Here is a 17,691-nt window from a genome sequence, read left to right as displayed (position 1 = left end):
TCGGGACGGAGCAGGGCCAAGGCTGCCCCGGCTCCCGGGCTATCATACCCCAAGGCCTGCAGAATGGACAACAATCTGTGGACTCATCCGAGATCTGGCGGCGAGTTTGTGGATTGGGGCTTTGGGGGTACAATGCCAACTAGTAAATCCCGGCAGAAATTCGCCGATGGTTTCCACCAGAGGTAATACCGCCGAATTTCTGCCGTGGTATTTACGCCAGACTGTACTAGCAGGGTTTGCCTGCTTATCCTCACCCAGCCTCCCCCAACTTGGGGAGAGCCGTGAACGGGGCTTGGTGTCCTCGGTTCTCTCCCGGGGAGCGTCGGACGCAGGAGGGTGGGGGAATGGCTATCGTCTCTTCTTTCGCCCTGGTGCAGGGCATCCTTGCCATCATGCAGTGGGAGCAGGAGAACTACCATGCAGACCGATCTACGTGGCCGTGACTTCATTTCAGACATGGACTTCAGCAAGGAAGAGGTGGAAACTGTCCTGGACGTGGCCTTCAAGCTGAAGCGGGACAGGGCCCTGGGCAATCCCCACCCGTTGCTGCGGGATAAGACGCTGGCGTTGCTCTTCTTCTTCACCAGCACCCGTACCCGTTCCAGCTTCGAGGTGGGGATGGCCCAGCTGGGCGGCCACGCGGCCTTCATCGACTCCACCACCACCCAGATTAGCCACGGCGACACGGCCAAGGAGATCGGCCAGATCTACGGCCGCTACTACGACGGCATCGCCATCCGCCAGTGTGACTGGGGCGTGGGCAACCGCTACATCAACGACGTGGCCGCGGCCAGCCGGGTGCCGGTGCTCAACATGCAGTGTGACATCTATCACCCCTTCCAGATCCTGGCCGACCTCATGACCATCATCGAAAAAGTGGGCGACCCCCGGGGCAAGACCATCAACGTCAGCTGGGCCTACGCCAGCAGCTACCAGAAGCCCATCTCCGTGCCCCAGAGCCTGATCCTGCAGATGACCCGCTTCGGCATGAACGTGCGCCTGACCCACCCGCCGGAGTACAAGCTGATGCCCGACATCGTGCAGCAGGCCAAGGACAACGCCCGGCGCTCCGGCGGCAGCTTCGAGATCCTGGACGACTTTGACGCCGGCTTCAAAGACGCGGACATCGTCTACCCCAAGAGCTGGGGCGCGCTGCTGACCACCTCCGACAACGAGGAGAGCGCCCGCATCGGCCAGAAGTACACCGACTGGATCACCGACGAGCGGCGGATGGCCCTGGCCAAACCGGACGCCATCTACATGCACTGCCTGCCCGCCGACCGGGGCATCGAGGTGACCGACGCCGTCATCGACGGCCCCCAGTCCGTGGTCTACGACGAGGCGGAGAACCGGCTCCACGTCCAGAAGGCGGTGATGGCCCTCACCATGCGTTGAGATGTTGTTCGTGGTGCGTGGATTCGATACACGCACCACGAACCACCATCTGGTTTACGTCGACGGGACGGTTCCCGAGGGATCGTCCATTGCCCGAGGAGGCGATGATGCGCCTGGAAAATCCCTTCAAAAAAGTGGAACGGCTGAAGCGGGTCACCAATGTACCCAAGACCGGCCAGGGCGAGCGGGTGCCGCCCGGCCAGTTCTTGACCGACCGCTTCCCCGTCCTGACTTACGGTCCCACACCCCACTACGACAGCCTGGACCAGTGGGACCTGCGGGTCTTCGGCCTGGTGGGCGAAGAGAAAACCTTCTCCTGGGCCGACCTGATGGCCATGCCAACCCAGACCCAGACGGTAGACATCCACTGCGTGACCCGCTGGAGCAAGCTGGATACCACCTGGACGGGCATCCCCTGGCGGGAGTTCCTGCGCCACATCGACGTCCGGCCGGAGGCCACCCACGTCCTGGTCCACTGCGAACATGGCTACACCACCAACATCGGGCTGGACGTGCTGGACGACGACGACACCATGTTGGCCTACCTCTACGAGGGCAAGCCCCTGACGCCGGAACACGGCTACCCCATGCGCCTGCTGGTGCCCAAGAAATATTTTTGGAAGAGTGCCAAGTGGATCCGGGGCTTCGAGTTCATGGCGGGCGACCGACCTGGTTTCTGGGAGCGCTACGGATACCACATGGAGGGGGATCCGTGGAAGGAAGAGCGCTTCGGCTGACCGGTGTCACCCGTTTTGTCGGCCCAATTGGCCGTCTCGGGCCGGCCGTGCTACAATCTGCCCTTCGGGTAAACGAGGGCTGAATTCATGCCCACAGTCAACGGGGCTATGGAAGCGGTGAGCGAATCCATTCGCCAGTGGACCGACCCGGTCGCGACAGAGATCGCACTGACGGTGGTCATCCCAACCTACAACGAAGCTGACAACCTCCCCGCCATGGCCGAGGCGCTCTTCGCCCTGCCGTTTCGCCGGCTCCAGCTCCTGGTGGTGGACGATAACTCGCCCGACGGGACCGGCGCGGTGGCAGACCAGCTGGCTGCCCGCTACAATGCGCCGGAGAACAACCCCGGCCTCGAGGCGGGGGGCAACCAGCCTGGGGAACGGCGGCCGCGCATGGTGGTCTTGCACCGCCGGCGCAAAGCCGGCCTGGGCACTGCCTACGTGGTCGGCATGCAACGAGCCCTGGCCGACGGCGCCGAGTACGTGGTGCAAATGGACGCGGATTTCAGCCATTCGCCTCGCTACATCCCCCAGATGGTCGGCGTTATGCTGGCCACCGGCGCCGACGTGGTCATCGGCAGCCGCTACGTCCCCGGCGGTACCCTGGACGAGGGATGGGGCTGGTGGCGGCGCTTCATGAGCTGGTGGGCCAACCTCTACAGCCGCATGATCCTGGGGCTGCGCATCCGGGACATGACCGCGGGCTTCAAACTGTGGCGGCGGGAGGCCCTCCTGGGCATCGGCCTGGAGAACATCCGCAGCAACGGCTACAGCTTCCAGGTGGAGATGGCCTACCTCTGTGAGAAGCTGGGCTACCGCATCATCGAGATTCCCATCCACTTTGAAGACCGGCGGATCGGCCAGAGCAAGCTGGACGTGCCCGTCAAGCTGGAATCTGCCTGGCGCACGTGGCAGATCCGCTGGCGCTACCGTCACATCCAGCGGGAGCCCCTCCCGCTTCTGGAATCCGTCCCGGGCGCTGTGGCCGACCCGGCCCAGCCCCTGTCCGATTCCCGCACGCCCTTTGCCTCCCGTTGATCGCCATGGCTCGTCTTCGCCCCTATCGCCGGGATCTGTGGGCCTGGATGGCGCTGTTTGGCCTGGCCCTGCTCTGGTTTGGGCCGGTCCTGCTGCCCGCCGTCAGCGGCGTTACCCTGTTGCCCTACGACAACCTGGCGGGCTTTGAGCCCTGGCGCTCCATGCACCCGGGGCTGGTGCCCCACAACGAACTCCTCAGCGACCTGATCCTGGAAAACGCAGTCTGGAAGCTGCACATCCGGCGCACCCTGGCCGACGGCCAACTGCCCCTGTGGAATCCCCAAATCTTGACCGGGTTGCCCTTTTTTGCCGCCGGCCAGGCCAGCACCTTCTACCCCCTGAGCCTGCTCTTCTATCTGTTGCCCCTGGAGGCCGCGTACGGTTGGTTCACCGCCCTGCAGATCGGGCTGGCCGGCGCCAACATGTATGTCCTGGCCCGCACCCTGCGCCTGGGGAGGTGGGCAGCCTTTTTCAGCGGGCTCGTCTACATGTTCAGCGGCTTCCTCATCGTCAGCGTGGTCTTCACCATGTTCGTTGCTGCGGTGGCCTGGCTGCCCCTGTTGCTGGCCGTCATCGAGATCATCGTCCACAAGCAGGAGCAAAAGGGCGTTGCCGGCTACAGCCCCATCCCCTATGTGGTGGCCGGCGCGGTCGCCGTGGGATTCGTGGTGTTGGCCGGCCATCCGGAGTTGATCTACTACACCCTGCTGGTGGCGGGCCTCTATACGCTGGTGCGGCTGGGTGTGGCCTGGCGCTGGGTTCGTCATGGACCGGCATTTCCCCCCGCGGCGGGCACCCGCTGGCTGCGGCGGCTCTTCCGGCTGGCCCTCTGGCTGCTCTCCCTGGCGATCCTGGGTGTGGGCCTGGGCGCGGTCCAGCTCATTCCCCTGGTTGAGCTTCTGCCCCTGAACTTCCGGGAGGGATCGGCCACCTTTGCCCAGGTGGTGGGCTGGGCCTGGCCTACCCGCCATGTGCTGACCTTCTTCCTGCCCAACGTCTTCGGCAACCCCAGCCATCACGCCTGGTTTGACATCTGGCGCTGGACATGGGTGCCCGCCACCACCAACGCCCTGGGCGAGGAAACCCACACCATCTTCTGGGGTATCAAAAATTACGTGGAGGGGGGCAACTACCTGGGCGTGGTCACCTGGCTGCTGGCCGCAGTGGCCCTCCTCCACGCGGGAATGGGACGCCGGCGCGCCGATTCCCTGGAGCAGCCCCGCCCCTTCGTCACCTGGTTTTTTGCCGCGCTGGCCCTCCTTTCTCTGCTCTTTGCCTTCGGCACGCCCCTCTACGCTCTGCTCTTCTACGGCCTGCCCGGCTGGAACCAGCTCCATAGCCCTTTCCGCTGGGTCTTTCCCTTCACCTTGAGCATGGCCCTGTTGGGAGGCGTGGGGTTACAGCACTTGCTGGATGGAGGCCGGCTGACCCTGGTCGGGCGGCCCTGGCCGATTCGGATCAGCGCCTGGCTTTCCCTGGCCGCGGCGCTGGTTGGGCTCGGCACGCTGCTGACGGTGGCGGTGAGCGTGGCCATGCCGGGGCCCTTCGTGGCCCTGGGCGAACGGGTGTTGGCCGCCAGCGACCTGGCCCGGATGGCCTTCGCCGACGGCCGCATGTTCTGGAGCTACCAGAGCATGAACCTGATCCACTTCGGCGTCTTCTCGCTCCTCAGTGGCGCCGTCCTGTGGATCTTGACCCGTCCCCACTCTTCTCATCATCGGCTCCTCCGCTCGCCCCATCTCGCCCTCCTCCTGGTCCTCATCGTCTTCCTGGACCTCTACGTGGCCCACGGCCGCTTCAACCCCGCGACCGACGTGGCGCTGTCTCCGCTGGCGCCGGGCAATCGGCCACCGGTGGTGGACTTTATCGAGCAGCGGGAGGCGGAGCGGGCGGCGCAGGAAGGGGTGCCGGCCACCTACTGGCGCTTCACCACCTTCAACCTGCCCGGCGAAAAGACCTTCAACGCCAATGTGGGCATGTACTACGGCTGGCACGACATCCGGGGCTACGACTCCATCATCCTGCGCCAGTACGTGGCCTTCATGGAGCGCATCGCGCCCCAGGCCAACGAGCTGCTCTACAACCGCATCGCGCCTCTGTACAGCAACGTGACGCCGGATCCCTACGCAGTGGTGGACAACCCACTCCTGGACCTGCTCAACGTGCGCTACATCCTCACCCAGCATCACCTGCCCAACCCAGGCTGGCAGGAGATCTACCGGGACGACGCCATCGCCGTCTACGAGAACACCGAGGCCATGCCCCGGGCCTTCATCGCGGCCGAGGCTCGGGTGGCCCCGCCCGAGGAGCAGCCCCTGCTGGAAACGGACCTGCGTCGGGTGGTCTTTGTGGAGACGACACCCACCGAGTCCCATGCCCTGGTGCCGGCAGGGCCCCAGGTGGCAGAGGCCCGCATCAGCCGCTACACGGCCAACGACGTCTTCGTGGACGTCAACCTGAGCGACCGGGGCTGGCTGGTGTTGACGGATGCCTATTTCCCCGGCTGGAAGGCCTTCCTGCGTCCCTTCGGCGGCGATGAGAGCCAGGAGCAGGAGCTCACCCTCTATCGGGCTGACGGCGCCTTTCGGGCCGTCTACCTGCCCCAGGCCGGCCAGTGGACGGTGCGCTTTGTCTATTCGCCCATGAGCTTCAAGCTGGGACTCTACGTCTCCTTTCTGGCGGCCATGGCCCTGCTGATGCTCCTCCTCTACTGGGCGTGGGGGCGCTACTACCGGCCGGAAAGCAGCGAGGGCGAGGTGCGCACCGTGGCCAAGAACTCCCTGGTGCCCATGATGCTGAGCCTCATGAACAAGGGCATCGACTTCGCCTTCGCCATGCTCTACGTGCGCCTGCTTGGCCCGGAGGGCACGGGCAAGTATGCCTTCGTGGTGGCCATCTACGGCTTTTTCGAGATCATCAGCCGCTATGGGCTGGGTACCCTCTTGACCCGGGATGTGGCCGCGGACAAGAACCAGTCCAGCCGCTACCTGACCAACGTGCTGGCCCTGCGCACCCTCCTCTGGCTGGCCAGCCTGCCCCTGCTGGCCCTGGTGACCTGGGGCTTCTGGGTGGTAGGTCGGGTGGATTTCCTGGACGCCAGCGGCATTGGCCCCCAGGAGATCCAGGCCATCGCCATCTTTGCCCTCTCCATGCTTTTCGCCAACTGGGCCGACGCCCTGAGCAGCATGTTCTACGCCTTCGAAAAGATGGAGTATCCGGCCGGCCTGACCAACGCGGTTGCCCTGTTGAAGGTGACCCTGGGCGCCCTGGTCCTGCTGTTGGGCTGGGGCTTTGTGGGCCTGGCCGCGGTCAGCCTGGTCATCAACGTGCTCCAGCTGTTCTGGCTCTACGGCCTGCTGCGTAGCACCCTCTTTCCGCCGGAATGGCACTGGGACTGGCCGCTCCAGAAGTGGATGTTCCGTACCAGCGGCCCCCTGATGATCAACCACCTGCTGGCCACCATCTTCTGGCGCATCGACCTCTGGATCCTGCGGCCTCTGGCTGGCGCTGCCAGCGTGGGGCTCTACAGCGTGGGGCTGAAGTACCTGGACGGCCTCAATATCGTCCCCAGCGTCTTCACCATGGCCGTCTTTCCCCTGATGAGTCGCTACGCCCGCCACAACGGCAGCAACCTGCTGCGCTCCTATGTGCTCAGCCTGCGCCTGCTGGTCATGGTCAGCCTGCCCATCGCCATGAGCGTCACCTTCCTGGCCGAACCCCTGGTCTATCTGGTGGGCGGCGTCCAATACCTGCGGGTGCCGGAGACCATCACCCTGCTGGGCCGGGAGATCTCCTTCCTGGGCGGCTCGGCCCTGGCGCTGCAGGTCATCATCTGGAGCATCCCCATCGGCTTTGTGAACAGCGTCACCCAGTACGTGCTCATCGCGGTGGATCAACAGCGCTATCTCACCAAAGCCTTCATCATCGGCGTGGTCTTCAATGTGGTCGGGAACCTGTTGGCCATCCCCAGTTTTGGCTACCTGGGCGCGGCGGTGGTGACCATTTTGAGCGAGTTCAGTCTGCTTTTCCCGTTCTACTACAGTGTCAAACGGAATGTGGGGACGGTACCGTGGCTCTCCATCTTTGCCGGGCCGGTGGCCGCGGTGACGGTGATGGGCGGCGGGACCGCGGCGCTGATGGCCGGCGGCCTCAACCCGTGGATCGCCGTGGCCCTGGGCTGGGTGCTCTATCTGGTGGTCCTGGTGGGAGCCGGCGTCTTCCGCCACGACGACATGGCCGTCCTCCTGCGGGCACTGCCCGTCGGCCCCTGGCGTTCCCGCCTTCCCGCTGCTTGAGTAAATCCCGGCAGAAATTCGCCGATGGTTTCCACAAGAGGTAGGGCCGCCGAATTTCTGCCGTGGTATTTACGCCAGACTGTATTGAGGCCATTGGGGCAGTCGTCCTGTCTGTCTGAAAATGCGTAGACTCACTTTCCTTGCCATCGCCGTGGCCCTGGCCTGGCTGGGCCACCACATCCTGGCCACATCCCAGGGGCTCCCGACACCGGGCGCGGGGGAGGTGGCGCCGGGAGCACTGGCCGCGCGCCTGCGGGATGGCCTCCTGCTCCTGGCCGCGGCTGCGGTGCTGGCCGGCCTGGTGGCGGCCCCATATTTCCCGCCGATCTCCCCCGGCGTGCTTCGACGGTGGGCCGGCAGGGGCGCCCTCTGGCCCCGGACCCTGCTGGCGGCCGGGCTCTGCTCGCTGGCCGTGGCCGGAGCTGCCCATGGCTGGGCCGGAATGCCCGGCTGGCTGCGGGTCGGCCTGCTGGACGTCCTCTGGTGGCTGGGTCTACTCTTCCTGGTGGTGGCCACGGCATGGCCTGGCGAGATCGCCGCCTACCCCCGGCCCGCCTATCGCTGGACCGTGGACGCCGCCGGGCGCTTTGTCCGCACCGCCCTGGGCGCCCGGAACACCCAGGCCATTGCTCTGTCCCACGAATCGGATCGCCCGGCCCTGGGCTGGGTGGGACTCGTCACCCTGGGGCTCCTGGCGGGGGCTGTGGCCCTGCGCTTCTGGCGGCTGGCTTCCCTGCCGCCCGGCTGTGGGGATGGCCCGGGCCTGGCCGAATGTGACCTGGCGCTGCAACTGGCAGCCGGACAGCCCCTGGGGCCTGCCCCGGAGCTGCCCGGGGACCTCTTCGCCCTGCTGGCCCGCCTGTTCTGGCGTGCCCAGGGGGCTCCCGGCCAGGAGAGCCTCTGGAGCCTGCGCCTGGCCGCTGCCACCATCGGCAGCCTCACCCTGCCCGCCTTCTGGCTGGCCGCCCGCCGCTACGTGGGCGGGGCGAGCGCAACCCTGGCCACCCTCCTGCTGGCCTTCAGCCCCTGGCACTTGGGCGTCAGCCGCCTGGCCGCGACCCAGGCGGTTGCCTGGCCCCTCTGGATCTGCCTGGGCCTCTGGGCCTGGCCTCGCTGCCGGGACATCCGCTGGGCGGTGTGGTCCGGCGTGGCCTGGGGGCTTCTGCTCCAGGTGGCCGGCGGCCTGGGACCCGCCCTGGTCCTCTGGGTGCTGGCCCTGGCCCTGCTGGGGGGCGGTCGGATTCTCCCCTGGCGGCAGGAGAGCAACGAGCCCGAAGGCAACATGGGCTTCTGGCTGATGGCCCTGGTGGCCCTGGCCGTGGGCCTGCCTGGCTGGACCTCGGGCCACTGGCAGGGGGCGGCGGAGGGCGCCGGATGGTTCCCGCTGCTTACCGCGCTGTTGGCCTGGGGCGGGATGCCCGCCCTCCCCTACTTCACGGAGGCGCCCCTGCTGGATGGAATCAGCCTGGTGCTGGCCACCGTGGGCCTGGGTGTTCTGGCCCGCTATGGCACCCACCCGCCGGCAGCCGGCCTCCTGATTGGGTTGACCCTGTTGGCCCTGTGGACACCCTTCGCCCCGGCGTCGGCCGCGCCGGCGGGTGGGTTACTGGCCTGGCTGCCCCTTCTGGTCCTGGCTGCAGCCGTCGGGCTGGAGCAGATCCTGGTCACCGGCATCCAGACCTGGCGTCCCGTCTTTCGCCCCCAGTCCGTCCTGGCCGCGGCCCTGGTCGTGCTGGTGCTGGCCGCGGTGCCCGGCAGCCTGCGCCTGGTGGGCCAGCTGGAACAGGTGGGCCGGTCGGGCTCCGACTCGGTGGCGGTGGCCATGGCCCGTTATGTGGCTGACTGTCTGCAGGGGGAAGCGGCCCCTGGCCGCGGTAACCCCTGCAGACCCCAGGGCGGACAGGACGCCGCGGACGAATCCTTTGTGCTGCTGGTGCCCCCTTCCCTCCTGGCGGGGGAGTCCCAGGCTGCAACCCTGCATCTCATGGCCGCCCATGCCCTGGACGATCCCCGGGTGCGTCCCCTGGACCCGGCGGAGGTGTTGCCCTTCCCTGGCGTGCCCGAGGGGGACCTGATCTACCTGGTGGCCATGGAGGATCAGCCCCTCATCGATCTGCTCCGGCTCTTTTACCCGGGCGGCGAGATCCAGGCCGAACCCGGGGCGTCCAACCAGGAGGTCGCCGGCCCCAGCCTCTTCGTTACCTACCGGGTGCCACGGGACCTTCTCGACCGCCGTCAGGGGCTCCAGGGCTTTTACTTTTCTGGACCGGCGGTGGGCCTGCCCGAAGAGGCCGCTTTGGTCCATCAGGATGGCCCCCTGGCCTTTCCCTGGGGTGAGGAGCCGCCGCTGCCGCCGCCCTTCAGCGTCCAGTGGGAGGGGAGCCTGCGGGTGCCGGTGGACGGCGTCTACCGCTTCGTCGTGGACCTGGGCGCGGTGGGCAGTCCGGCTCTCTTCAGCCTGCAGCTGGACCGAACCATCGTGTTGGATACGTCCCTGGGCCTGACGGAACAGCGGATCTCCCTGGCCCGGGGCCTCTACCACCTGACCATGCGCTACCGTTCCGGCGACCAGCCTGCCGACCTGGCCCTCCGCTGGGAGCCGCCCGGCGGCAGCCTGACTGCCATTCCCCGGCCCTTCCTTTATGGGCCGCCCTTCCCCAACGTGGGCCTGGTGGGCAGCTACTTCGCCGGCAGCCGACTGGAAGGCCCGCTCCTCAGCCTGCGCAAAGATCCCCTGCCCGGCCTCCCCGTGGAGCTGCCCCAGCCCTACAGCGTGCGGTGGGAAGGCAAGCTGGCTGCGCCCCGGGCTGGTGAGTACCTGCTGGCCAGCGTGAGCGACGGTTTTGTCCAGGTGCTGGTGGACGGCCAGACGGTGGTGGATAGCCAGTTCGCCCAGGATGACGCCCCAGCCTACGCACAGGGCAGCATCTACCTGGAGCCGGGCTGGCATCCCCTGGAGATCCGCCACGTGCCCGATCCACGGGCGCCGGGGCTCCGGTTGCTCTGGCAGCCCCCGGGCAGCAGTCCGGCGCCCCTGTCCAGCCGCTACCTCTCGCCCGTGTTGGCCCAAGTGCAGCCAGGGGACCTGGCCCTGCCCGACGCTCCAACGCTCCTGGATCCTCGTCTGGGGGAGCCTTCCGGGCGCGGCGACTTCGCCCTTTCCTACACCTTTGACCTCTACCAGCCCCGGCTGGCCATCCCGCCGGGGGACCTGCCGACCCTGTTGGCGGAGCCCCTGTGGCAGGTAGGGGGTAACTGTGGCGCCGCGCCCGTGCTGACGCCCCGGGGGGTGGCCCTGGACCTGGCCCGGGGGCAGCTCTATGTGGCCGACAGCGGGAACCAGGATGTGGCCCTCTTTGACCTGGCCGGCAACCTGGTGCGCCGCTTCTCGAGTGAACTGTTCCAGGAGCCGGTGGACCTGGCCGTGGCCGACGGGGTGGTCTGGGTGCTGGACGCCGGCAGCCAGCAGGTGATCCGGCTGGATCCCGCCACCGGGCAGGTCCAGGCCCTGGCCGGGCAGGTCGGCTTCTACCGGCCCCGGGGCATCGCCGTGGATGCCGCCGGCCATCTCCTGGTGGCGGATACGGGCGGCGCGCGGGTGGCGCTGCTGGATGCCGCCGGAAATCTGCTGGGCCAGTACGGAGGCCGGGATACACAGCTGGGGCGAGGGCAGCCGGTGGATACCCTGGCCGTGGGCGAGACCGCCTGGGCGGTGACCGCCGAGGATGGGCGGCTCTGGCGTCTGGACGATCTGGCCAGCGTGGTGGCCCTGCCCCGCAGCACCACCCTGGATGGGCCCCACCTGGCCGGCCTGCCGGATGGTAGCTTCTTTCTTTCCGACCCGGTGCGCCACCGGATCCAGTACCACACGGCGGGGGGGCGACCCTGGCGCCAGTTGGTGGATCCGGCCCTGTTGCACACGCCGGTGGGGGTGGATGCGGCCCTCCAGGGGGATGAGGTGCTTCTGGCCGTGGCCGACAGCGGTGCCTGTCGGCTCACCCTCTGGCGGCTACCGGCCGCGGGGCTGGTGCCATGAGCCCGGAGGCGCATCCGTGGCCCTGTCTGGACTTGGTCCTGGCGGGATTGTCTGGTTAAATAGCGGCTGTATCGTGTGGCGATGGCAGGCGGAGGGAAGTGGATGGTGAACGTGAAACGACGACTCCTGGGGCTGGTGGTGGGCCTGTTGTGGCTCCCCCTGTTGGCCTGCTCTTTTAGCTGGCAGGTGGGGGAGATCCCCCGGCGCGCAGAGCGACCTTCTGCCACGTCCACGCCGGCGCCTGCTCCCCAGCCTGGCAAGCGCCCCGCCGGCCTGCTGGCCCTGACGCCGGAACCGGCGCCCCCCCTCAGCACCGAGGCGCAGCTGGCCCAGGTCATCGTCCCCACCCGCGATCTGCGGGATCTGGCCATGCGTTTCAAGCCGGAGGTGGGCGAAATTCCCCTGGTGGCCGTGGAGACGCCCGTGACTTACCAGGTGGGGGATCACCTGGCGTTCTGGGTGCACGACGTCACTGCGAATCGCAACTTTCAGATTACCGCGGAATTGGTGGCTCGAACCGATGTGGCCTACGCCTGGGTGGAGGTGGGCCGTCCGGTGGAGCGGCTGGACCTGATCCGGTCTGTGGAGCATTTCAGCACCGACATCTATCCCAAGCTGGTGGAATTCTTCGGCCCCGAGTGGAACCCTGGCGTGGATGGGGATCCCCGTCTCCACATCCTCCACGCCTACGGGCTGGGCGACGGCATTGCCGGCTATTTCAGCAGCATCGACGAGTACAGCCGGCTGGCCCACCCCTTCTCCAACGAGAAGGAGATGTTCTACATCAGCCTGGAATGGCTGAACCGGACCCGAGACTTCGAGTACTACGAGACGGTGCTGGCCCACGAGTTCCAGCACATGATCCACTGGTACAACGACCGCAACGAGGAGACCTGGGTCAACGAGGGCCTCAGCGAGTATGCCCAGGAAGTGGTGGGCTATGCGCCCGACCTGGGCTTTGTGCGTAGTTTTGCCAACAACCCGGACACCCAGCTCACCACCTGGAGCCCGGACATGGGTTTCAACGATGCCCATTACGGCGCCGCCTATCTGTTTATCTCCTATTTTGCCCAGCGCTTTGGCGCCGAGGTGACCCAGGCAGTGGTGGCCAACCCCGCCAACGGTACCCGCGGCTTTGACGCCGCCCTGGCTCCCCTGGGCCTGAACTTCGATGCCGTCTTTGCCGATTGGGTGGTGGCCAACTACCTGGACGACCCCAATGCCCTGGACGGCCAGGGACGCCTGGGGTACTTCGAGATCCAGCCGCCCGCCCCGGTGCTGGACCAGGTGCACAGCGAGTACCCCACGGAACTGCGCCGCTCCACCGTCCACAACTACGCGACCGACTACATCCTGCTGGAAGGCCAGGGCGACGTGACCCTCTACTTCCAGGGGCAGACCGAGACCCGCCTGGCTCGCGCAGAGCCCTTCAGTGGCCACTACGCCTGGTGGAGCAACCGGGGCGACGACACCAACAGCCGCCTGACCCGCCGTTTCGACCTGAGCGCCCTGGCCGCCGGCACGCCGGTGGAGATGCAGGTGGCCATGTGGTGGGATATCGAGAAGGACTACGACTACGGCTATGTGAGCGTCAGCCGGGATGGACACCACTGGGAGCTCCTCTCCGGCCAGTACACCCAGCCGCCCGATGCCGACCACAACGCCCTGGGCCCGGCCTACACGGGCACCAGCCCCGGGGAAGGGGACGCGCCCGGCTGGGTGCAGGAAACCTTTGACCTGAGCCCCTATGCGGGCCAGGAAATTTGGGTGCGCTTCGAATACATCACCGATGACGCGGTCAACAACAGCGGCTGGCTGATCGATGACGTCCAGATTCCGGCCCTGGACTACACCGCCGATTTTGAGAACGGCGCCGACGGCTGGGAAAGCGAGGGGTGGCTGTTGACCGACGGCCGCCTGCGTCAGCGCTGGCTCCTCCAGATCCTCCATCTGCAGGACAATCGGCTCCAGGAGCTGGAGCGCTTTACCGTGGATGAAGCCGGCCGCGCCACCATCCCGGTGGACGGCCTGGGCGGGGGCAGAACCGCGGTGCTGGCCATCAGCGCCCTGGCGCCCATCACTACCGAGCCGGCCGCCTACGAGTACAGGATAGAACCTCGTGATGAACCATCAGACCATCGCCGTCCTTGACTACGGCAGCCAGTACAGCCAACTCATCTGTCGTCGCGTGCGAGAGGCCCAGGTCTACGCCGAGCTGATCTCGTGGGACCAGGCCGCCGAGCGCCTGCCCCAGCTGCGCCCGGCCGGGATCATCCTCTCCGGCGGCCCCAACAGCGTCTACGAACCGGGCGCGCCCACCCTGCCGGAGGTGGTGTTGGAGCTGGGCGTGCCGGTGTTGGGCATTTGCTACGGCCTGCAGCTTCTGGCCCACACCCTGGGCGGCCGGGTGTCGCCCAGCCGGGAGCGGGAATACGGCCCGGCCACCCTCACCGTGGCGGGCGGGGAAGCGGGAACCCGTAGCCCCCTCTTTGCCGGATTGCCCTCCACCCTGCAGGTCTGGATGAGCCACGGCGACCGGGTGGAGCAGCTTCCGCCGGGCTTCGTCGCCATCGGCCGCAGCGACAACTCCCCCTTTGCCGCCATCGCCCATGAAGGCCGGCGCATCTACGGCCTGCAGTTCCACCCCGAAGTGCGCCACACCCCCCAGGGCATGGCCATTCTGACCAATTTCGTCAAGGGAATCTGCGGCTGCACCGGCGACTGGACGCCCGGGAACTTCATCCAGGAGACGGTGGCCCAGATCCAGGAGCGGGTGGGCCCAGAGGGGCACGTCATCTGTGGCCTGAGCGGCGGCGTGGACAGCGCCGTGGCCGCAACCCTGGTCCACCGGGCCATCGGCGATCGCCTGACCTGCGTCTTCGTGGATCACGGCCTCCTGCGCCAGGGGGAAGCGGAGCAGGTGGTGGAGACCTTCCAGCGCCATCAGGGCATGCGCCTGGTGGCCGTGGACGCCAAGGAGGAGTTCCTCAGCGACCTGGCCGGTGTCACCGATCCCGAGGAGAAGCGCAAACGCATCGGCGCTCGCTTCATCCGGGTCTTCGAGGCCGAGGCCGCCCGCCTGGCCGCCCAGTGGGGAACCGACACGCCCGCCTTCCTGGCCCAGGGGACCCTCTACCCGGACGTGATTGAGTCGGCCAGCAACGACGACACCCGCAACGCCCGCACCATCAAGACCCACCACAACGTGGGGGGGCTGCCCGCGGACATGACCTTCCAGCTCATCGAGCCCCTGCGCATGCTCTTCAAGGACGAGGTGCGCGCCGTGGGCGAGGTGCTGGGCCTGCCCGAGGAGATCGTCTGGCGGCATCCCTTCCCGGGGCCAGGGTTGGCCATCCGCATCCTGGGCGAGGTCACCTGGGAGCGGCTGGAGACCCTGCGTCAGGCCGACGCCATCTTCCTGGAAGAGCTGCGCCGGGCCGGCCTCTACCGCCAGACCAGCCAGGTCTTTGCCGTGCTCCTGCCGGTGCGCAGTGTGGGCGTCATGGGGGACGGCCGCACCTATGCCCACGTGGTGGCCCTGCGGGCCGTCACCACCGACGACTTCATGACGGCCGATTGGGCCCGCCTGCCCTATGAGCTGCTGGCCCGGGTCAGCAACCGCATTGTCAATGAGGTGGACGGCGTCAACCGGGTGGTGTATGATATCAGCAGCAAGCCACCGGCCACCATTGAGTGGGAGTGACTGAGTGGAAGTGACTGAGGGGGAATGACTGCGTGGGAATGACGAATGCGTAGATTTATCACGTTCGTCGCAGTTCTCGTCGCCGTACTCGCCATCTTTCCCGTTTATACTCGCTTCAAAGTTTCTGCCGCGCCCATCCCCCCTGGGGTCTACCTGGGCGGGCTGGATCTGAGCGGGCTCAAGGATACCCAGGAGATCCGGCAGCATCTGGAGTACGTCTACCGCCAGCCCATCGCCGTTTACTTCGCCGGGGAGCGGCTGGTGCTGCGGCCCGAGACCATCGACTTCCACGTGGACGTGGAGCAGATGGTGGCCGAAGCCAGCCAGTATCTGGAGGGGCCGACCTTCGTGGACATTGCCGTGCGGGCGGCTTTGGGGTTGGAACAGCGGCGGCGGGATGTGCCCGTGCGCTTCACCCTCAACGGCGAGAAGCTGCGGGCGTGGCTGGCTACGGTGGCCGCCGACTACAACCGGGGCCCCCAGCCGGCCCGGGTCCTGCCCCCCACCAGCCGCTGGAGTGAAGGCGGTACCGGAGAGGCCGATCTGCCCGGCGGCTACGTGGGTACCTACAGCCGAGACTGGACCTGGATCCCCGGCACACCCGGCTACCAACTGGATGTGGAAGCCAGCGTCCCCCGGGTGGTGGCAGCCCTCACCGATGATCGCACCCGCACGGCCGAGCTGGCCCTGACCGAGATCCCGCCGCCGGCGCCCTCCCTGGCGGACCTGGCCCGGGAGCTGGATCGCTATCTCTCCAATTTCCCCGGCTTTGCCGCGGTCTACGTCCAGGATCTGACCAGCGGCCAGGAAGGAGCGGTGGACGCGGATGTCTCCTTCTCCGGCATGTCCACCCTGAAGATTGCCATCGCCGCGGCCGTGATGCACAAGTTGGACAACGGCATCGACGGGGATGACGCCACAGCCGTGCAGGTGGGGCAGTGGATAGACTACGCGCTGGGCGAAAGCAACAACTACGCAGCCAACATGCTGCTCCAGTTCCTGGGGGACGGCGATGTGACGACCGGTGCCCGGCGCTTCACCGAGTTCATGCGCTCCCTGGGCTTCGTCAACACCTACATGCAGTCCGGCTACGACGCCCAGGTTGCCCTGCCGGAGATCCCCACGCCGGGCAATCAGCGGACCGACTGGAACACCAACCCGGATCCCAACCTCCAGTCCACGCCCGCGGAGATGGGGCGCATCCTGGCGGCCATTTACGACTGTACCCAGGGCCGGGGCCTCCTGCTGGAAGTGTACCCCGACCGCTTTACCCCTGAGGAGTGCCTCTCCATCCTCTTTTACATGACCCACGACGAGTTCCAGGAGATGGTGTGGGCCGGGCTGCCCCGTCCCAACGCCACCTGGATCATCCACAAGCATGGCTTTGCCTTCGAAAGCCACAGCGATGTGGCGCTGGTGTGGGGGCCGGCTGGCCCGTATGTCATCAGCATCTTCCTCTATCGCCGGGGGTGGATGGACTGGGCCACCAGCAACGGCACCATGAAAGTGGTGAGCCGCATCACCTGGAATTTCTTCGACTTTCTGCAGCGCCAGGAAGCCCGTACGCCAGCGCCGCCTCTGCTGCTGACACCCCCCTCGGGTTACATCAAGATCAAGGACTACATCCCCACGGTGGCCACCGAAGGCCAGCGCTGACCGGCCCGCAGGCGCCTGTCTACAGGCTGCGCAGGAGGACCAGCCCGCTCTCGTCGTCGTACAGGGCGTAGCGAAGCTGGGGGCCGTCCTGGGGCTGTCCGGCGCTGCCCACGCCGATCAGGTAGCGGGTTGGTCCCTGCGCATCCAGCGTCAGTTCGGCCGGGCCGGCGATGGAACGCAGCCGCTGGCGGCCATTGCGCTCCCAGATCCAGGCCTGTTGGATGTGGGTGTGGCCGTGGAAGGCTGCACACCAGCCACCCTCCTCCAGGGCGGCGAAGGCCCGCCAGCGGGCCTCCTCGTCCCGGTGCAGCCGTGGGAAGAGCTGGCTCCAGCCCACGCCGCCGGCCATGTAGCGGGCAGCGGCTGCGGTGGTGGTGGCTTCCTCGGGCATGTCCGGCGTGGCGTGGCAACAGACCACCTGGCCCAGGGGGAGGCGGGCCGGCCAATCCCGCACCCAGGTGGCCACGTCGGCCGGCAACCGCCGCAGACCGCTCACCTCCCAGTTGCCAAAGGTGCACCGGCTGCAGCGGCCCTGGAGTTCCCGGTAGAGGGCCGGGTTGTGGCCCACATCGCCCAGGCAGATCCAGGCGTCGGCCTGTTGCCGCTCTGCATCCCGGAGGACCCGGGTGAGGGCCGGCCCGTTATCGTGGAGATCTGAGAAGATGGCAAAACGCATGGGTATGGCTCCTGGGGGACAGCTTCGGAGGGTTTTTGACAGGTTTCTGACAGGTTCGCTCCCCGCCGTCCGTGTTATGATACAGGCGTGGTCAGAGATTGACCCCCTGCCCACAAGGGCAGATTCCAGCTTGCTATTTTACCTCCCTCCATACC

At 67.1% G+C, this 17,691-nt stretch carries 9 protein-coding genes; 8 read left to right on the top strand and 1 reads right to left on the bottom strand.

Features of this window, described 5'->3' with window-relative positions; genetic code table 11:
* Nucleotides 1–417: 417 nt before the first annotated feature.
* From FKZ61_RS00395 to FKZ61_RS00355, 8 genes are all read left to right on the top strand, one after another.
* Nucleotides 418–1,395 carry an ornithine carbamoyltransferase gene (locus FKZ61_RS00395; RefSeq protein ID WP_141608086.1) on the top strand — a complete coding sequence of 326 codons (978 nt, stop codon included), beginning with the start codon at nt 418–420 and terminating at the stop codon, nt 1,393–1,395.
* A gap of 107 nt (nt 1,396–1,502) precedes the next feature.
* On the top strand, nt 1,503–2,132 hold the full coding sequence (locus tag FKZ61_RS00390; protein ID WP_141608085.1) for a sulfite oxidase-like oxidoreductase: 630 nt from the start codon (nt 1,503–1,505) through the stop codon (nt 2,130–2,132).
* A gap of 108 nt (nt 2,133–2,240) precedes the next feature.
* Nucleotides 2,241–3,170: a polyprenol monophosphomannose synthase gene (locus tag FKZ61_RS00385; RefSeq protein ID WP_141608257.1), complete on the top strand. Its 930-nt coding sequence runs from the start codon at nt 2,241–2,243 to the stop codon at nt 3,168–3,170.
* Nucleotides 3,171–3,175: 5 nt separating this feature from the next.
* Nucleotides 3,176–7,465, top strand: coding sequence for a flippase (locus FKZ61_RS00380; RefSeq protein ID WP_141608084.1), 4,290 nt, complete (start codon nt 3,176–3,178; stop codon nt 7,463–7,465).
* Between the two features lie 121 nt (nt 7,466–7,586).
* Nucleotides 7,587–11,501: a PA14 domain-containing protein gene (locus FKZ61_RS23775; RefSeq protein WP_141608083.1), complete on the top strand. Its 3,915-nt coding sequence runs from the start codon at nt 7,587–7,589 to the stop codon at nt 11,499–11,501.
* A gap of 111 nt (nt 11,502–11,612) precedes the next feature.
* Entirely contained in the window at nt 11,613–13,652 is a 2,040-nt protein-coding gene (locus FKZ61_RS24200) for an immune inhibitor A domain-containing protein (protein WP_170199008.1), read from the top strand.
* Entirely contained in the window at nt 13,624–15,204 is a 1,581-nt protein-coding gene (gene guaA / locus FKZ61_RS00360; protein ID WP_141608081.1) for a glutamine-hydrolyzing GMP synthase, read from the top strand. Before FKZ61_RS24200 ends, guaA begins: the two co-directional genes overlap by 29 nt.
* Nucleotides 15,205–15,249: 45 nt before the next feature.
* Complete coding sequence (locus tag FKZ61_RS00355) at nt 15,250–16,860, top strand: serine hydrolase (protein ID WP_141608080.1); 1,611 nt, start codon at nt 15,250–15,252, stop codon at nt 16,858–16,860.
* Nucleotides 16,861–16,879: 19 nt separating this feature from the next.
* Here the strand turns inward: FKZ61_RS00355 and FKZ61_RS00350 are convergent, their stop codons facing one another.
* Nucleotides 16,880–17,536, bottom strand: coding sequence for a metallophosphoesterase family protein (locus tag FKZ61_RS00350; RefSeq protein WP_141608079.1), 657 nt, complete (start codon nt 17,534–17,536; stop codon nt 16,880–16,882).
* Between the last annotated feature and the right edge of the window lie 155 nt (nt 17,537–17,691).

The sequence above is a fragment of the Litorilinea aerophila genome, from assembly GCF_006569185.2.
Taxonomy (GTDB): Bacteria; Chloroflexota; Anaerolineae; order Caldilineales; family Caldilineaceae; genus Litorilinea; species Litorilinea aerophila.
Note: the sequence above shows the minus strand (reverse complement) of the source record. Positions and strands in the feature narration are given on the sequence as shown.